This is a genomic window from Streptomyces sp. ID05-39B (assembly GCF_033794725.1).
Classification (GTDB): Bacteria; Actinomycetota; Actinomycetes; order Streptomycetales; family Streptomycetaceae; genus Streptomyces; species Streptomyces bobili.
Genome location: NZ_JARGEF010000086.1, coordinates 12,898 through 29,619, shown reverse-complemented (window position 1 = coordinate 29,619; position 16,722 = coordinate 12,898). Strand labels below are relative to the sequence as shown.

General features: G+C 68.6%; 12 protein-coding genes. 4 read left to right on the top strand and 8 right to left on the bottom strand.

Annotation, left to right across the window (positions count from 1 at the left end; translation table 11 throughout):
* Positions 1 to 319 precede the first annotated feature (319 nt).
* The 7 genes from P1P75_RS19935 to P1P75_RS19905 all read right to left on the bottom strand — a co-directional run bounded on the left by P1P75_RS19935 (position 320) and on the right by P1P75_RS19905 (position 11,389).
* The gene (locus tag P1P75_RS19935; protein WP_319257204.1) at positions 320 to 1,456 is read right to left on the bottom strand and encodes a dipeptide ABC transporter ATP-binding protein; all 1,137 of its coding nucleotides are present in this window, start codon (positions 1,454 to 1,456) and stop codon (positions 320 to 322) included.
* A gap of 13 nt (positions 1,457 to 1,469) precedes the next feature.
* The gene (locus tag P1P75_RS19930; RefSeq protein WP_319180472.1) at positions 1,470 to 2,531 is read right to left on the bottom strand and encodes an ABC transporter ATP-binding protein; all 1,062 of its coding nucleotides are present in this window, start codon (positions 2,529 to 2,531) and stop codon (positions 1,470 to 1,472) included.
* 10 nt (positions 2,532 to 2,541) lie between these two features.
* A complete protein-coding gene (locus tag P1P75_RS19925) occupies positions 2,542 to 3,519 on the bottom strand; it encodes an ABC transporter permease (protein WP_319257202.1) in 978 nt (325 codons plus the stop codon).
* Positions 3,520 to 3,624: 105 nt separating this feature from the next.
* Complete coding sequence (locus P1P75_RS19920; RefSeq protein WP_319257208.1) at positions 3,625 to 5,421, bottom strand: ABC transporter substrate-binding protein; 1,797 nt, start codon at positions 5,419 to 5,421, stop codon at positions 3,625 to 3,627.
* 102 nt (positions 5,422 to 5,523) lie between these two features.
* Positions 5,524 to 6,564: an ABC transporter permease gene (locus P1P75_RS19915; RefSeq protein ID WP_319257200.1), complete on the bottom strand. Its 1,041-nt coding sequence runs from the start codon at positions 6,562 to 6,564 to the stop codon at positions 5,524 to 5,526.
* A 463-nt stretch (positions 6,565 to 7,027) separates the two neighbouring features.
* A complete protein-coding gene (gene typA, locus P1P75_RS19910) occupies positions 7,028 to 8,935 on the bottom strand; it encodes a translational GTPase TypA (protein ID WP_319257198.1) in 1,908 nt (635 codons plus the stop codon).
* A 162-nt stretch (positions 8,936 to 9,097) separates the two neighbouring features.
* Positions 9,098 to 11,389 carry an ABC transporter substrate-binding protein gene (locus P1P75_RS19905; protein ID WP_319257196.1) on the bottom strand — a complete coding sequence of 764 codons (2,292 nt, stop codon included), beginning with the start codon at positions 11,387 to 11,389 and terminating at the stop codon, positions 9,098 to 9,100.
* A gap of 310 nt (positions 11,390 to 11,699) precedes the next feature.
* On the opposite strand from P1P75_RS19905, the gene P1P75_RS19900 reads away from it, so the two are divergent.
* The 4 genes from P1P75_RS19900 to P1P75_RS19885 are packed head-to-tail and all read left to right on the top strand — an operon-like array spanning position 11,700 to position 15,604.
* Positions 11,700 to 11,990: a hypothetical protein gene (locus P1P75_RS19900; protein ID WP_319257194.1), complete on the top strand. Its 291-nt coding sequence runs from the start codon at positions 11,700 to 11,702 to the stop codon at positions 11,988 to 11,990.
* A 22-nt stretch (positions 11,991 to 12,012) separates the two neighbouring features.
* Positions 12,013 to 12,831 carry a hypothetical protein gene (locus P1P75_RS19895; RefSeq protein ID WP_319257192.1) on the top strand — a complete coding sequence of 273 codons (819 nt, stop codon included), beginning with the start codon at positions 12,013 to 12,015 and terminating at the stop codon, positions 12,829 to 12,831.
* Between the two features lie 17 nt (positions 12,832 to 12,848).
* A complete protein-coding gene (locus P1P75_RS19890; protein WP_319257190.1) occupies positions 12,849 to 14,831 on the top strand; it encodes a fumarate reductase/succinate dehydrogenase flavoprotein subunit in 1,983 nt (660 codons plus the stop codon).
* Positions 14,828 to 15,604, top strand: a complete 777-nt coding sequence (locus P1P75_RS19885) for a succinate dehydrogenase/fumarate reductase iron-sulfur subunit (RefSeq protein WP_086772236.1) — start codon at positions 14,828 to 14,830, stop codon at positions 15,602 to 15,604. The genes P1P75_RS19890 and P1P75_RS19885 overlap by 4 nt, the downstream gene beginning before the upstream one ends.
* A gap of 18 nt (positions 15,605 to 15,622) precedes the next feature.
* On the opposite strand, the gene P1P75_RS19880 is transcribed toward P1P75_RS19885, so the two are convergent.
* Positions 15,623 to 16,561 (bottom strand): class I SAM-dependent methyltransferase, encoded by a 939-nt coding sequence (locus P1P75_RS19880; protein ID WP_319257188.1) that lies wholly within the window; start codon positions 16,559 to 16,561, stop codon positions 15,623 to 15,625.
* Positions 16,562 to 16,722: the final 161 nt, after the last annotated feature.

Here is a 16,722-nt window from a genome sequence, read left to right as displayed (position 1 = left end):
CGGCGGGGGCGCGCGCAGGGCCGTTCGGGGGGCTTCAAGGGCGGGCGCAGGACCGACCTTCGTGGTGCCGGCACGCTCAGCGTCGCCGCCCGGCCTGGATCACCGCGCGCAGGGCCCCTCAGGGGGCTTCAGGGCCGCGCGGAGGGCCGACAGGGCGGTGACGGCACGCTCGGGGTCGCCCGCCCGGCCGGGCTCACCGCACAACCGCCGTACGGCGACGGGAGGCCGGGGTCACCTACCCCGGCCTCCCGTCGAAAACGTCACCGTCGCGGGGCGAACCCGGCGCTGACGCCCAGGTCGCACAGCGCACTGGCGCCGATCACTTCTTGTCCGCGGGACCGTCCTCCGCGCCGCTCTCGAGCGCCCTGAGAGCCGGGTCGAGGATGACGTCCTCGTCGCGGGGCTCCGTGGTGGGGTCCTCCGGGAAGTGGCAGGCCGTCAGGTGGCCGGGGCGGTTGCCGGAGAGCTGGACCAGCGGGGGCTCCTCCGTCGCGCACTTGTCCTGCGCCTTCCAGCAGCGGGTGCGGAAGCGGCAGCCGGACGGCGGGTGGATCGGCGAGGGCACGTCACCGGAGAGCCGGATCCGCTCACGGGAGGGAGCCTCGCCCTCGATCTCCACCTCGGGCACGGCGGAGAGGAGGGCGTGGGTGTACGGGTGCCGGGGCGCGTTGTAGATGGAGTCCCGGTCGCCGACCTCGACGATCTTGCCGAGGTACATCACCGCGAGGCGCTGCGAGAAGTGCCGCACGACCGCCAGGTCGTGGGCGATGAAGAGAAAGGCGATGCCCATCTCTTCCTGGACCTTCTGCATCAGGTTGACCACCTGCGCCTGGATCGACACGTCCAGGGCAGAGACCGGCTCGTCGGCGACGATCAGCTTCGGGTTCAGGGAGAGCGCACGGGCCACGCCGATGCGCTGACGCTGACCGCCGGAGAACTCGTGCGGGAACCGGTTGTAGTGCTCCGGGTTGAGGCCGACCAGCTCCAGCAGCTCACGGACCTTGGCCTCCCGGCCGCCCGGCGGGTTGATCCCGTTGACCTCCATCGGCGACTTGATGATCGTGCCGACGGTCTGCCGCGGGTTCAGGGAGGAGTACGGGTCCTGGAAGATCATCTGGATCTCGGAGCGCACCGGCGCCATCTGGCGGCGCGAGGCGTGGGTGATGTCCTGCCCCGAGTAGGTGATCTTGCCGGCGCTGGGCTCCAGCAGGCGCGTGATCAGCCGGCCGGTGGTCGACTTGCCGCAGCCCGACTCGCCGACCAGGCCGACGCTCTCGCCGACGCCGACGGTCAGGTCAACACCGTCGACGGCCTGGACCGCGCCGACCTTCCGTTTGATCGGGAAGCCGCCGTAGATCGGGAAATGCTTGGTCAGTCCCTCGACCTGCAGCAGCGGCTCGGGGGACGGGGTGTCGGTCGATCCCTGCTGTGTGGGGAGGGTGAGGTTGTCGCTCATGTCTCGGTGCTCCCTAGCGCAGCCGGGGCTGGATCTTGTCGATGAAGATGGTCTGCTTCTGCTCTGCCGTCAGGTGGCAGGCGGCCGCACGTCCGTCGGCCAGCAGCGGCCGCTCGTCCGAGCACGCGGTCCCCGGCACCTCCGACCGGAAGGCGCAACGCGGGTGGAAGGGGCAGCCCGAGGGCGGGTTGAGCAGGCTGGGCGGGTTGCCGGGGATCGGCATGAGCGCCTTCGACGTGTTACCCCCCAGACGCGGCATCGAGCTGAGCAGCCCCCAGGTGTACGGGTGCTGCGGGTTGCGCAGCACCTCGCGGACGCTGCCGCGCTCGACCGCCCGGCCCGAGTACATCACCAGCAGGTCGTCGGCCATGTGCGAGATGACGCCGAGGTCGTGGGTGATGAAGATGATCGCCGAACCGAACTCCTGCTGGAGGTCCTTGAGCAGGTCGAGGATCTGGGCCTGAACGGTGACGTCCAGGGCCGTGGTCGGCTCGTCGGCGATCAGCAGGTCGGGGTTGCAGACCAGTGCCATGGCGATCATCGCGCGTTGGCGCATACCGCCGGAGAACTGGTGAGGGTAGTCGTCGACGCGCGTCCTGGGCTGCGGGATGCCGACCTTGGTCAGCATCTCCACGGCCCGGTCCTTCGCCTCTTTCCTGGACGCCCCGGTGTGCTTCATGAACGGCTCGGCGATCTGCCGGCCCACCGTGTAGTACGGCGAGAGCGCGGTGAGCGGGTCCTGGAAGATCATCGCGACCTTGTTGCCGCGCAGCTTCTCCATCTCCCGCTCGGTCGCCGTCACCAGTTCCTTGCCGTCCAGGACGATCTCGCCCTCGACGGTGGAGCTCATGGGGTTGTGCAGACCGAGGACGGTCAGGTTGGTCACGGACTTGCCCGAGCCGGACTCGCCCACGATGCCGAGGGTCTTTCCCCGCTCGACGTCGAAGGAGAGCCCGTCGACCGCCTTGACGATGCCGTCCTCGGTGGAGAACCGCACCCGCAGATCACGGACCGACAGGAAGGCCTCGGGCCCTGTCGGGGCCTGGGCGCCTTCGGACTTGGTCAGTGTGGTCACGGTAATTCTCCTAGGCGAGGCGCACGCGCGGGTCGATGTAGGCGTAGGCGAGGTCCACGATGATGTTCAGGACGAGGATGAAGAACGCCCCGAACAGCATGACGCCCATCGTGAGCGGCAGGTCCTTGGTCAGCGAGGATTCGACCGCGAGACGGCCGATGCCGGCCAGGTCGAAGGTGAACTCGGTGACCACCGCGCCCGCGAGGAGCCCGCTGAGGTCCATGCCGATGATGGTGACGATCGGGATCAGCGACCCGCGCCAGGCATAGCGGAAGAAGACGTATCCACGCCGCATGCCCTTCGCCCGCGCGGTGCGGACATGCTCCTCCTGCAACTGCTCGATCATCGTCGAGCGCGCCATACGGGTGTACTGCGCCGTGAAGATCGTGGACATCACGAGCCACGGGATCAGCATGCCGATGAACCAACTGCCCGGGTTGTCCACGAACGGCACGTACTTGGGGTTCTCCATCCAGCCCGTGCTGTAGACCAGGAAGCCGAGGACGATCGGGCCGAGGAAGTAGATCTGGAACGAGCTGAGCACCATGGACGCGCCGCTGACGACCTTGTCGACCACGGTGCCGCGCTTCCAGGCGGCGAGGAGACCCGTGCCGAGACCGAACAGCAGGAAGATGACCAGGCCACCGACGGTCAGCGACAGCGTCAGCGGGAAGCGGTCCATGATGGAGTCCCAGACGAAGTCACCGCTGCTGAAGGAGACGCCCAGGCACGGTGCGGGGCAGTGTCCCTGGGGGAAGTCCCGGCCCGTGACGATGCCCACCATGAAGTCCCAGAACTGCGCGGTGATGGGCTTGTCGAGGCCGAGGTTCTCGCGGATCACGGCGATGTTCTCGGGCGTGCAGGTCTTGCCGCAGGACAGTTCGGCGAAGTCCTGGGGGATTGTGTAGAACAGGAAGAAGGTGAAGGCACCGATCAGGAACATGATGACAACGGCGCCGGTCAGCCTGCGGAGGAGGAACTGAAGCATGGCGGATGAATGCTCTCTTCGAAAAAAGCGGAGGTGTGAGGGGTACCGACCGCGGGGGTGCGCTCCGCCTGGCGCGCACCCCCGCGGGTCAGCCGAGCTGACCGGTTACGGCTGCTTCAGGAACACGTCGTTGATGTCGATGTAGCTCGACTCGGTGCTGTAGCGGGCACCGCCGATGTTCGAACCGTAGAGCTGGATCTGCTTGGAGTAGTACACCGGGGCGGCCGGGTTGACCTTCTCGATGATGAGGTGGTGAGCCTCTTCCCACGTCTTGGCGGCCTCGGTCGGCTGCTGGGTCAGTGCCTTCTGGATGAGGGCGTTGACCTCGGAGTCGTTGATGTGCGAGTAGTTCGAGGCGCCATCGGCGACCTGGGTGCCGTCGTAGACCGGGGTGATGACCGTGGACGGGGAGGACCAGTCCTGGCCCCAGCCGGTCATGTACAGGTCGTACGGGTTCTTCAGCTTGCCGACCTGCTCGTAGAAGCTGGCGCGGTCGATCTCCTTGGCCTGGACGTCGAAGCCGATCTTCTTCAGGGCGTCCTTGATGATGAGCATCTGGGCCTGGCCGCGCGGGCTGTTGGAGTAGGCGTAGGTGAGCTTCGCGCCCTCCTTGACACCCGCCTCCTTCAGCAGCTCCTTCGCCTTCGCCGGGTCACCGTTCGGCTTCTTCAGCTTGCCGAACGGGTCGTAGGTCGGGTCGAAGCCCGGCAGGGTCGGGGCCATCAGGCCGCCCGCGACCTCACCACCGTAGCGGCCACCGTCAGCCTGAACCATGGACTGGCTCGGGATCGCGTAGGTGATCGCGTCGCGGATCTTCTTGTCCTTCATCCGGTCGAGGTTGAAGGACATCTGCCACACGTAGGGCTGGTAGCCCTGGATCGTGCGCTTCTTGGCGGCGGCGTCACCGATGACCGTGGAGAGCTGGGCCGGGTCCACCGAGTCCGTGAACTGGATGGCGTTCTTGGCGTCGCCCTGGTCGGCGATCAGACGCTTGGTCTGGCTGGCCTGGTCGATCGTGGTGGTGAAGTTGTAGCCGTTGACGTACTGGTGGCGCACCGAGTCCGTCTTCGGGTCCCACTGGTCGTTCTTGACCAGGGTCAGCGACTTGCCGGACTTGTAGTCCGAGATCTTGTACGGGCCGAGCGAGGCGGGCGCCTTGTCGTAGCCCTCCTTCGTGTCCCGCTTGGCCGGCACGATGCCGTAACCGGCCATGGCCAGCGCCTGCGGGAGGTCGGGCTGCGGCTTGGCGAAGTGGAAGACGACCGTCTTCGCGTCCGGGGTCTCCAGGACGGTGTCCGGCAGGTGCTTGCCCTTGTACGGACCGTCCGGCAGCGCCTTGCGGTAGTCCGCACCCGACAGCCAGTTCTGGAGGTAGGTGGGGCCGTCGAAGATGACCTTCGAGTACAGCCGCTCGACGGTGTGGCGGACGTCGGCGGACGTGATGACGTTCCCCTGGTCGTCCTTGACGCCGTCCTTGAGGGTGTACGTCCAGGTCTTGCCACCGTCGGAGGACTTGCCGGAGTCGGTGGCGATGTCACCGACGACCGTCAGGTTGCCCTTGTCGTCCTCCTGGTAGTTCGTCAGACCGCGGTGGAGCAGGTTGGCGAACTGGCCGGCGTCGCTGACGTAGATCTGCCCCGGGTCCATGTGGCTCAGGTCCGACTGCATGTACACGTTGATCGTGCCGCCGGGCTTCGCCCCCGCCACTTCCTGGGCCGGGCCTGTGGAAGCCTGGGCGTCACCGTAGGCGACAGGCTTCGACTGTGCGGCGGCGTCCCCTTTGGACTTGGACGTGTCCTTGGAGTTGTCCTTCTTGCTGTCGGAGCAGCCGGTCAGTGCCAGCGATCCGGCCACGATGGCCACCGCTATGGCGCGCACGTTGCGCGTTCTGATGGGCGTCATCATCCCGATGCACCTGCCTGTCGATAGTTGTCCACGAGTACTGCCTGACGGTCCGGGAGTCCCGGATCGGGGGTGGCAGTCCCCCCACCACCAACGGACGGGTCAACGTCCGGTCTTGGGGTCGAATGCGTCCCGGACGGAGTCTCCGAGAAGGTTGAACGCCAGCACGAAGACCACCATCGCCACCCCGGGGAAGACCATGAACATGGGGTCCTGCTCGTAGATCTCGGAGCCGATGGCGAACATGCGGCCCCAGTCCGGGGTCGGTTCGACGAAGCCGACACCGACGTACGAGAGGAAGGCGATGGAGAGGATCGTGCTCGGCAGGAGGTAGGTGCCCTGTACCAAGATCGGCGTGATGATGTTGGGCAGGATCTCCTTGCGCACGATGCGCCAGGGAGAGGCACCCGACACCTTGGCGGCCTCGACGAACTCCCGCTCGCGCAGGGAGAGCACGGAACTCCGTACCAGACGGGCCATGCCCATCCAGCCGAGGAACCACATCACCAGGATGATGGCCACGGCCCGCAGGTAGGTGGGGGTCTCATCCCGCGGGGAAACGAACATCGCTGTGACGACGGGCATGAACGCGATGAAGAACAGCTGGCTGGGGAACGCGAGGAAGAAGTCGGTGACCCGGCCCGTCCAGTAGTCGACCCTGCCGCCGAAGTAACCGCCCACCATGCCGATGAGCACGCCGGTGATGACGCTGGCCAGGGTCACGATGACCGCCATGTAGAGCGAGGTGCGCATGCCGTACAGCAGCATGGTCATCACGTCGCGGCCCAGCCTCGGTTCGACACCGAACCAGAAGTCACCCGAGATGCCGCCGAAGGAACCCGTCGGCATGGCGAAGTCGTCGAGCAGGAAGGGGAAGTCCGGTTCCTGCGCGTAGAGCGTGTACGGGTCCTTGCCGTACAGCTTGGAGATGACCGGGGCGAGCGCGGACACGGCGAAGAAGAAAATCACTACGCACGCAGCGACGACACCGGTACGGTCACGCTTGAAGCGCTGCCACATCAACTGGCCGGGAGAACGACCCTCCAGCTTCGCCGCACCCTTGACGGGCTCAGGTGTCGACTCGAGCTGGGGGTCCAAGGCGATCGAGGGCCCGGAGCCTTCAGCCTTGGCTGGACTGGTCATGTGTGTACTTCCCCCGGGGGGTTGGAGAGTTGAGCGCAGCACAGATACCGGCGGGTTCTGTGGTTTGGGGGAACTTTCGCCAAATAAGTCAACGCGCGTCAAGGCCGGAAGACATAGGGATCTCCCTACGGTCCATATTTTGAGCAAAAATTGCAAAGATTGACACCTGCGCGCGCTTGACAGGCGAGTTGACAAACGGTCATTTCGGGCGTACGGCGACTATTTTTCGTTTACATGTCCGAAACGCGTTGGCCGGATAACCGATAAACGGACGGCAACGGTGGTGACTCGGACAGCTCACTCACAGCGTTCGCCGGACGAGCCGCGGAAGTGCCCCGGACGAGCCCCGGACGAGCCCCGAAGCATCTCCCCCTGCCCCTCCCGAGCCGGCCGCAGGCGCGCCGAAGTCCCGGCCCTGTGTTCACCCTGTGCTCAGGAGGACCGGGACTTCGGTGAGGGAACGTCAGCCGTGCTTGGCGCGGCTCGCGGAGCGGGCCCGGTCACGCTGGTCGAGGACGACCTTGCGGATGCGAACCGCCTCCGGGGTCACCTCGACGCACTCGTCGTCGCGGCAGAACTCCAGCGACTGCTCCAGCGACAGCTTGCGCGGCGGGACGATCGCCTCGAAGGAGTCGGCCGAAGCGGACCGCATGTTCGTGAGCTTCTTCTCCTTGGTGATGTTCACGTCCATGTCGTCGGCGCGCGAGTTCTCGCCGACGATCATGCCCTCGTACACCTCGGTGCCGGGGTCGGTGAACAGCACGCCGCGCTCCTGAAGGTTCGTCATCGCGAACGCGGTGACGGCACCGGAGCGGTCGGCGACCAGCGAGCCGTTGTTACGGGTCGTCAGCGTGCCGAACCACGGCTCGTGGCCCTCGTGGATGGAGTGGGCGATGCCCGTGCCGCGCGTCCCCGTGAGGAACTCGGTACGGAAGCCGATGAGGCCACGGGAGGGCACCACGAACTCCATGCGGACCCAACCGGAGCCGTGGTTGGACATGTTGTCCATCCGGCCCTTGCGGACGCCCATGAGCTGCGTGACCGGGCCCATGTGCTCCTCGGGCACGTCGATCGTCATGCGCTCGACCGGCTCGTAGACCTTGCCGTCGACGAGCTTGGTGACGACCTGCGGCTTGCCGATGGTCAGCTCGAAGCCCTCACGGCGCATCTGCTCGACCAGGATGGCCAGCGCCAGCTCACCGCGGCCCTGCACCTCCCAGGCGTCGGGACGCTCGGTGTCCAGGACGCGGAGGCTGACGTTACCGATCAGCTCGCGGTCGAGGCGGTCCTTGACCTGGCGGGCGGTGACCTTGCGGTCCTTGACCGCGGCCTTGTTGTCCGCGCCCTTGCCAGTGGCGCCGCGGCCGACCATCGGAGAGGTGTTGGTGCCGATGGTCATCGAGATGGCCGGCTCGTCGACCGTGATGAGCGGCAGCGCGATCGGGTTCTCGGGGTCGGCGAGGGTCTCACCGATCATGATCTCCGGGATACCGGCGACGGCACAGATGTCACCCGGGCCGGCCATCTCGGCGGGCTTGCGGGTGAGCGCCTCGGTCATCAGCAGCTCGGTGATGCGCACGTTGGACATCGTGCCGTCGCGCTTGATCCACGTGACGGTCTGGCCCTTGCGCAGCTCGCCCTGCTCGACGCGCAGCAGCGCGATACGGCCGAGGAAGTTGTCGGCGTCCAGGTTGGTGACGTGCGCCTGGAGCGGGGCCTCGGTGTCGTACTCGGGAGCGGGGACGTGCGAGAGGATCGTGGAGAAGAAGGGCTCCAGGCTGTCGCTGTCCTGCGGGACCGTGCCGTTCTCCGGCTTGGTCAGCGAGGCGACGCCGTCACGCGCGCAGGCGTAGACGATCGGGAACTCGATCTGGTCCTCGTCGGCGTCCAGGTCGAGGAAGAGGTCGTAGGCCTCGTTGACGACCTCGTCGATGCGCGAGTCCGGGCGGTCCGTCTTGTTGATGCACAGGATGACGGGCAGGCGGGCCTGGAGCGCCTTGCGCAGCACGAAGCGGGTCTGCGGCAGCGGGCCCTCGGAGGCGTCCACCAGCAGCACCACGGCGTCGACCATCGACAGACCACGCTCGACCTCGCCGCCGAAGTCGGCGTGACCGGGGGTGTCGATGATGTTGATGGTGATGACGTCGCCGCCATCCTTGGGGTGGTACTTGACGGCCGTGTTCTTGGCCAGGATCGTGATGCCCTTCTCACGCTCCAGGTCGTTCGAGTCCATCATGCGGTCGTCGAGCGACTCGGCGGCGTGCGCGGCGAAGGCGCCGGCCTGCTTGAGCATGGCGTCGACCAGGGTGGTCTTGCCGTGGTCGACGTGGGCGACGATGGCTACGTTGCGAATATCGTGGCGCGTGGCCATAAAGCGGCGATCTCCCGGAGTGTGAGGGCGGCCCTGCTGCGTACGTCTGTGTTACGCGGGCCCTGCCGGGCTTGACACGCCACGGCCTTACCCCATCGTACGTGGCCCGGCGGGGGACGGCCTCCGCAGGGCCTCAGGGTTCATCCGACGATCACCCGGGGCTCACTTCTGCGAGGGGCTCGCGGAGGCCTTCGCCCCCTTCTTCAGGAAGCCCATGTCCTCGTACACGGGGGTCTGGAAACCGAAGGAACCGGCGTTGACCACGTTCTTCCGGACGGCGGTGAGCTGGGGGCGCTGGTAGAGAGGAATCGATCCGGCAGCTGCCCAGATACGGGCGTCGGCCTTGCGGATCAGGGACCGGCCCTCCTCCCTGTCCAGGGTCGAGACCGCCTGGTCGAACAACTGGTCGACCTGGTCGGTGCCGACCCTCGTGTAGTTCTGCTCGACGCTCAGCGAGCCGTCGGCGCCCGGGACGGGCTTGGCGTAGATCGGCCGGGCGTCGGTGGCCGGGAAGGCGGAGGCGGGCCAGGAGTAGAGGGCCAGGTCGTACTCGCCGGAGGCGATGTGGTCCTTGAAGTAGCTCTCGTCGGAGACCTTGATGGTCTCGGTGCGGATGCCGACCTTGTCCAGCATCCGCGTGATCCGCCCGGCCACCAGGCGCAGGGACTCCGAGCCCGGACCGGCCGGCAGCACGAACCGCAGGGTCAGCGCCTTGCCGTCCTTGGCCAGCGCCTCGCGCGCGGCGCCGGCCGGGGCGGCGGTGCCACGGGGGGCGTAGGCGCCGGGAGCGCCCTGCCGGTTGAGGTACTGCCTGCCGTCCTGCGCGAGCTGCCTGCCGTGGGCCTCGTGGTCGCGGCCGTGGTCCGCGGGCGCCTTGCCGTCCTGGCCGACGATGTACGTGCCGTCGTCGCCGCCCTCGGACTTGTCGTCCCGGTCGGCCTTCTTGCCGTCGCCGGCCTTCTTCTCGGCGTCCGGCTCCTTCTCGCCGTCGGACTTCGCGCCGTCGGACTTCCCGCCGTCGGACTTGTCGACCTCGGGTCCCGCGGCCTTCTCGCCCTTCTCGCCCTTCTCGGCGTTCTCGCCCTTCTTCACCGGGCCGCCGGGCACCCAGCCCGCGTCCGCGAGCAGCGCCTGGGCCTCCTCGGTGTCCTGGCCGCCGAGCGCGCCGCTGTTGTCTGCGTACGCCTCCTGCCCCGAGAGCGCCAGGTGGCTGCCGACCGGCACGGCGGGCAGGCCGAGCGGCTTCAGCACCACCTTCGCCAGTTCCTTGCGGTCGAGCGCCCTGGCCACCGCCCGGCGCACCCGCTCGTCGGCGAGGGGGCCGTCGGCACCGTTGAGGGCCAACTGCGTGTAGGCCGGTTCCAGCGACTTGCGCACCTCGTAGCCGCGCAGCTCCCGCTTCTGCCGCTCCCAGGCGGCGACGGCCCTGCGCAGGTTCTCGCGGGCGTGCACCTCCCGGTCGTCCTGGTCCGCGGCCTGGTCCGCGGCCGGGGCGGCGCCGTCGGCGACGGCCCTGGAGCGCAGCGCCTTGGCCGCGGTGCGGCCGGCGCCGTGGCCCGAGAGCGGTCCGGCGGCGCCCGCGGCGCTGTCGATGCTCTTGGCGGCGGCCGGGTCGATCTCGGCCACGTCCAGGTCGCCCTCGGCGAGCCGGCCGGCTCGTTCGTCACGCGGTACGGCGGCCAGCACGATCTCGGTGAGCTTGGCGGGCCTGCCCCACCAGCGCGGGTTGCGGGTGAGCCGGATCCGGTCCTTCTCGCGGTCGGCCTGCGTGAGGGTGAACGGCCCGGCGGTGACCTTGAGCCTGCGCCGGGCCCCGTCGTTGAAGGCGTCGGGCGTGCCCATGACGTCCTTCGGGTACAGCGGGGAGAACAGCGACTGCCAGTCGGCGTAGGGGCGGGCGAAGGTGACCCGGACCTCCAGGTCGCTGGTGCCCCGTTCGATCTTCTCGATGCGGTCGTAGCCGGCGTTGCGGGCGGTCCAGTAGGCGCTGTCCTTGCCGGACAGGGCGCGCCACTGGGCGGCGAAGTCGGCGGCGCCGATCTCGCGGCCGTCGCTCCACACCGCCTGCTGGTTCAGCCGGTACAGCACGACCTGTCTGGGCTCGGTGTCGACGACCTTGGCGGACTCCAGGAAGTCGCGGTTCAGCCGGGGCCTGCCATTCGCGTCGAGCCGGTACATCGAGGGCAGGACGGCCTGGGCGACCCGGGTGGTGGTGGCGTCGGCATCGGCCTGGAACGTGTTGAGGGTCTCGGGTACGGCGTCCACGGCCCAGCGAAGGGTCCCGCCGTCGGCGATCTGGGCACGGGCGGCCGGGGCGATGTCCTGGGCGGCCAGCGGCCTGCCCGCCTCGTCCTCGGCGGAGCAGGCGGAGAGCAGGGGTACCGCGAGCGCTCCCGCGGTGAGGAAGGCGACCGAGCGCATGACCGCGCGGGGTCCGAGGCCGTCGTGGGACATCTCTGCTTACCTCCGGGAGCCGCGGGCGTTATGATCACTTTTGGCGGTATATGGAGCTGATCACATCTATTCGGCCACTGAAGAGGAAAGGGTTCGGCAGCGGACGGCGACACGGCGACGACAGCCGGGAAGCCCACCCGTGCGGCGCAACGCACCACGGCATGCACCCCTGGGTCACCCGTACAGGTCAGGCGCACGACTCGGCCAATCGGTGCACATGCCTTCCCACCGACGGGTGTGACGCGCAACACTCGCAGGCGCATGACCGTTGCCACCCACGGCCGCCAGGCCGACGGAAGCGAGGTACGTCATGTCCATGCACGACGAACTGAGGTCGGTACAGCGCTGCCTCGACGACCTGACCCGGTCGGTCGGGCGTCTGGAGCAGCAGATGGGCAGCGGCGGGCTGGACATGCGCCGCGTCCGCACCGACACCGAACACCTGCGCGAGAGCATCGGGATCCTGCGTGCGGCGGCGGCCTCTCCGGCCCCCACCAAGCGCCCGGATCTCGTGACCATCCCCGACACCCCGTACGACGACTCGCTGTGGATCGACACGGACGACGAGGGACTCGGCGCCCGCGACCGCCGCGCACCCTGACACGACCGACCGGAGTCACACCTTGGCCACTGGTACGGAACCCCATCCCTCCGGCGGCGTGCGGAGCAGTACGCGCGCCGCCATCGACGCCCCGCACCTGCGGACCGACCGCTGGTGGCTCGCCCCGGCGGTCACGGCCGCCGGGCTGCTCGCCTTCATCGTGTACTCGACCTGGCGGGCGTTCGCCGACGCCGACTACTACGCGGCGCCGTACGTCTCGCCGTTCTACTCCCCGTGCCTTGCGGAGCGGTGCGAGCCGATGCGGGCCGGCCCCAACTGGGAGATCTTCGGCGGCTGGTGGGGGATCTCCCCCGCGATCATCATCCTGATCTTCCCGCTCGGCTTCCGGCTGACCTGCTACTACTACCGCAAGGCCTACTACCGGGGCTTCTGGGCGTCCCCGCCGGCCTGCGCGGTGGCCGAGCCGCACAAGACGTACACGGGCGAGACCCGCTTCCCGCTGGTGCTCCAGAACATCCACCGGTACTTCTTCTACGCCGCGATCGTCGTCGCCGGGATCCTGACCTACGACACGGTGCTCGCCTTCCGCGACGAGCACTACGCGTGGGGCCACATGGGCCTGGGCACCCTCGTCTTCCTGGTCAACATCGTGCTGATCTGGGCGTACACGATCTCCTGCCACTCCTGCCGGCACATCGTCGGCGGCAAGCTCAGGCACTTCTCCAAGCACCCCGTGCGCTACCGGATGTGGCAGTGGGTGGGGAAGCTCAACGCCCGGCACATGCAGCTCGCCTGGGCGTCGCTGGTGAGCGTCGCGCTCGCCGACTTCTACGTCTATCTCGTCGCGTCCGGCGCCTTCGACGATCCGAGGTTCTTCTAGATGAGTGGGGCCCTTTGATGTCCGTGGTCGACCGCCAGCAGTGGGACGTCGTCGTGGTCGGGGCCGGCGGCGCCGGTCTGCGGGCCGCGATCGAGGCCCGTGAGCGCGGCGCCCGTACGGCCGTGATCTGCAAGTCGCTGTTCGGCAAGGCGCACACCGTGATGGCCGAGGGCGGTATCGCTGCCGCCATGGGCAACGTCAACTCCGGCGACAACTGGCAGGTCCACTTCCGCGACACCCTGCGCGGCGGCAAGTTCCTCAACCAGTGGCGGATGGCCGAGCTGCACGCCCAGGAGGCCCCGGACCGGGTGTGGGAGCTGGAGACCTGGGGCGCCCTGTTCGACCGGACGCGGGACGGCCGGATCTCGCAGCGCAACTTCGGCGGCCACGAGTACCCGCGCCTCGCGCACGTCGGCGACCGCACCGGCCTGGAACTGATCCGCACCCTCCAGCAGAAGATCGTGTCCTTGCAGCAGGAGGACTTCAAGGAGACCGGCGACTACGAGTCCCGGCTGAAGATCTACCAGGAGTGCACGGTCACCCGGGTCCTCCAGGACACCGCAGCCGACAGCGGCTCCACCACGGGCGGCCGGGTCGGCGGCGTCTTCGGCTACGCCCGCGAGTCCGGCCGCTTCTTCGTGCTGGAGGCGCCCGCCGTGGTGATCGCGACCGGCGGGATCGGCAAGTCCTTCAAGGTGACGTCGAACTCGTGGGAGTACACGGGGGACGGTCACGCGCTGGCCCTGCTGGCGGGCGCTCCCCTGCTGAACATGGAGTTCGTGCAGTTCCATCCGACGGGCATGGTCTGGCCGCCGTCGGTGAAGGGCATCCTGGTCACCGAGTCGGTGCGCGGCGACGGCGGGGTGCTCAGGAACGCCGAGGGCAAGCGGTTCATGTTCGACTACGTCCCGGACGTCTTCAAGGACAAGTACGCCGAGTCCGAGGAGGAGGGCGACCGCTGGTACGAGGACCCGGACAACAACCGGCGCCCTCCCGAACTGCTCCCCCGCGACGAGGTCGCCCGCGCCATCAACTCCGAGGTGAAGGCGGGCCGCGGCTCCCCGCACGGCGGCGTCTTCCTCGACGTGTCGACGCGGATGCCCGCGGAGGTCATCAAACGCCGACTGCCGTCCATGTACCACCAGTTCAAGGAGCTGGCCGACGTGGACATCACCGCGGAGGCGATGGAGGTCGGGCCCACCTGCCACTACGTGATGGGCGGCATCGCGGTCGAGTCCGACACGGCCGCCGCCCGCGGGGTGCCGGGCCTGTACGCGGCCGGCGAGGTGGCCGGCGGGATGCACGGCTCCAACCGGCTCGGCGGCAACTCGCTCTCCGACCTGCTGGTGTTCGGCCGCCGGGCGGGCCTGCACGCCGCCGAGTACGCGGCGGCCACCGCCCGGCCCGCCATCGACGGCACCCAGATCGACACGGCCGCCGCCGAGGCGCTGCGCCCGTTCTCCGCGGAGACCGGGGAAGCCGGAGAGAGCGTGGATTCCGGGGCGCCTGCGGGAACCGTGCCGGAGAACCCGTACACCCTCCACCAGGAACTCCAGCAGACCATGAACGACCTGGTCGGCATCATCCGCCGGGAGGGCGAGATGGAGCAGGCCCTGGAGAAGCTGGCGCAGTTGCGCGTACGGGCCGGGCGGGCCGTGGTGGAGGGGCACCGCCAGTTCAACCCTGGCTGGCACCTCGCGCTGGACCTGCGGAACATGCTGCTGGTCAGCGAGTGCGTGGCGCGGGCCGCCCTGGAGCGCGTCGAGTCGCGCGGCGGCCACACCCGCGAGGACCATCCGTCGATGGACCGGGGCTGGCGCAACGTCAACCTGCTCTGCTCGCTGACCGACCCGGCCGACGGGTTGTCGGCCGTCGACCCGGCACAGGGCCGGATCACCCTCACCCGCGAGACCACCGAACCCATCCGCGCCGACCTGCTCGCCCTCTTCGAGAAGGAGGAGCTGGTCAAGTACCTCGCCGAAGAGGAGCTGTACGAGTGAGCAGCTACGAGGCCCGTTTCAAGGTGTGGCGGGGTGACGACCGGGGCGGCGGCCTGGCGGACTTCCGGGTCGAGGTCAACGACGGCGAGGTCGTCCTCGACATCGTCCACCGCCTCCAGGCCACCCAGGCGCCCGACCTGGCCGTCCGCTGGAACTGCAAGGCGGGCAAGTGCGGTTCGTGCTCGGCGGAGATCAACGGCCGCCCGCGGCTGCTGTGCATGACCCGCATGTCGGTGTTCGACCGGGACGAGACGATCACCGTGACCCCCCTGCGGGCCTTCCCGGTGATCCGCGATCTCGTGACGGACGTCGGCTTCAACTACCGCAAGGCCAGGGAGGTCCCGGCCTTCGTGCCGCCCGAGGGGGTGGGTCCCGGCGAGTACCGCATGTTCCAGGAGGACGTGGACCGGCCGCAGGAGTTCCGCAAGTGCATCGAGTGCTTCCTGTGCCAGGACACCTGCCATGTGGTCCGCGACCACGAGGAGAACAAGGCGGCCTTCGCCGGACCCCGGTTCCTCATGCGGGTCGCGGAGCTGGACATGCATCCGCTGGACGCGGCCGAGGAGAGCGGCCTGGACCGCAAGCGCGCGGCCCAGGACGAACACGGACTCGGTTACTGCAACATCACCAAGTGCTGCACGGAGGTCTGCCCCGAGGGCATCAAGATCACGGACAATGCGCTGATCCCCCTGAAGGAGCGGGCCGTGGACCGCAAGTACGACCCGCTCGTCTGGCTCGGGAACAAGATCAGGCGGCGGACCTCGCCGGAGTGAGGGCCGCGGCGGACGGGGTCAGGAGGAGGCCCGCAGATACCCCGAGTGGGCCACGCCGCCGAGGAACGTGAACCGGGTGTCCGTGGCCATGTGCTTGTCGAACGCCTCCTTGATGCCCGGCCACTTGGGATGCCCGAAGTCGTCCAGGACGACGATGCCGCCCGGCGCGACGATCTTCTCGGCCCACTCCAGGTCGGCCGCGACGCCGGCGGCCGAGTGGTCGCCGTCGACGATGATCACGCCGTAGGAGCGGTCGGAGACGAGGGCGCGCAGCTCGGGGTCCTCGGAGAAGCCCTGCTGGATCCGGGTCGTGGCACCTGCCGCGCCCGCCAGGGAGAGGTTGGTGCGCACGGCGGCCTCCCGCACGGGTGTGCCCGAGGCGTCGTCCGACATGGTGGTGCCGGGCTGCAACTGGGTCCCGGCAAGCGGGTCGACGATCGTCAGCCGGGGGTCGCGGCCCGCCCGCTCCATCATGCGGATGAGGGCGGCGCCGAACATCCCGTACAGGGTGCCGATCTCCAGCATGTCGTCGTTCGGCGGATCGAGCAGCGGTACGGCGGACAGCTTGCCGACGATGTTCATCGTGCCGCCGGCGATCCGGCCGACGCCGAGCGCCTCCAGCGCGATGAGTAGCCGGAAGGCCTGGGCGGCGGTGCGCTCGGCGTCTTCCCGGTCGCCGGTCACCGCGGCGAGTTCGTCGATCAGCTGGTTCAGGTGGGTCGCGGACGGCATGCGCGCCATGCCGCGCCCGGTGCCGTCGAAGAGGAGTTCCAGAGGGCTCTGGCGGTTGCGGAGCGTCTGGAGTTCCCGCTGTACCGCTTCGAGGGAGACGTCCGGAGTGGCGCTGCGCTCATCGCGGACGGCACGGCGCACTTGGCGCTCGACGCGCTGGTCGATGAGTTCGGCCACCGGGCGCAGGGCTCGACGGACGGCCTTACTGGTGAGGAGCGATCGCATCAGAGTGTGACCCTTACAGGGATAGGAGATCTGGACGCTAGGGCGCTCACCGGCCAGGCACAACCAACACGGGCGGCCTTGGAGGCGAAGCTCGCGTGACGTCCCGGCGACCGTGCGATGGCGTCCCAGGTGACGGGCCGAAAGGCCGCGCGTGCCGGGAC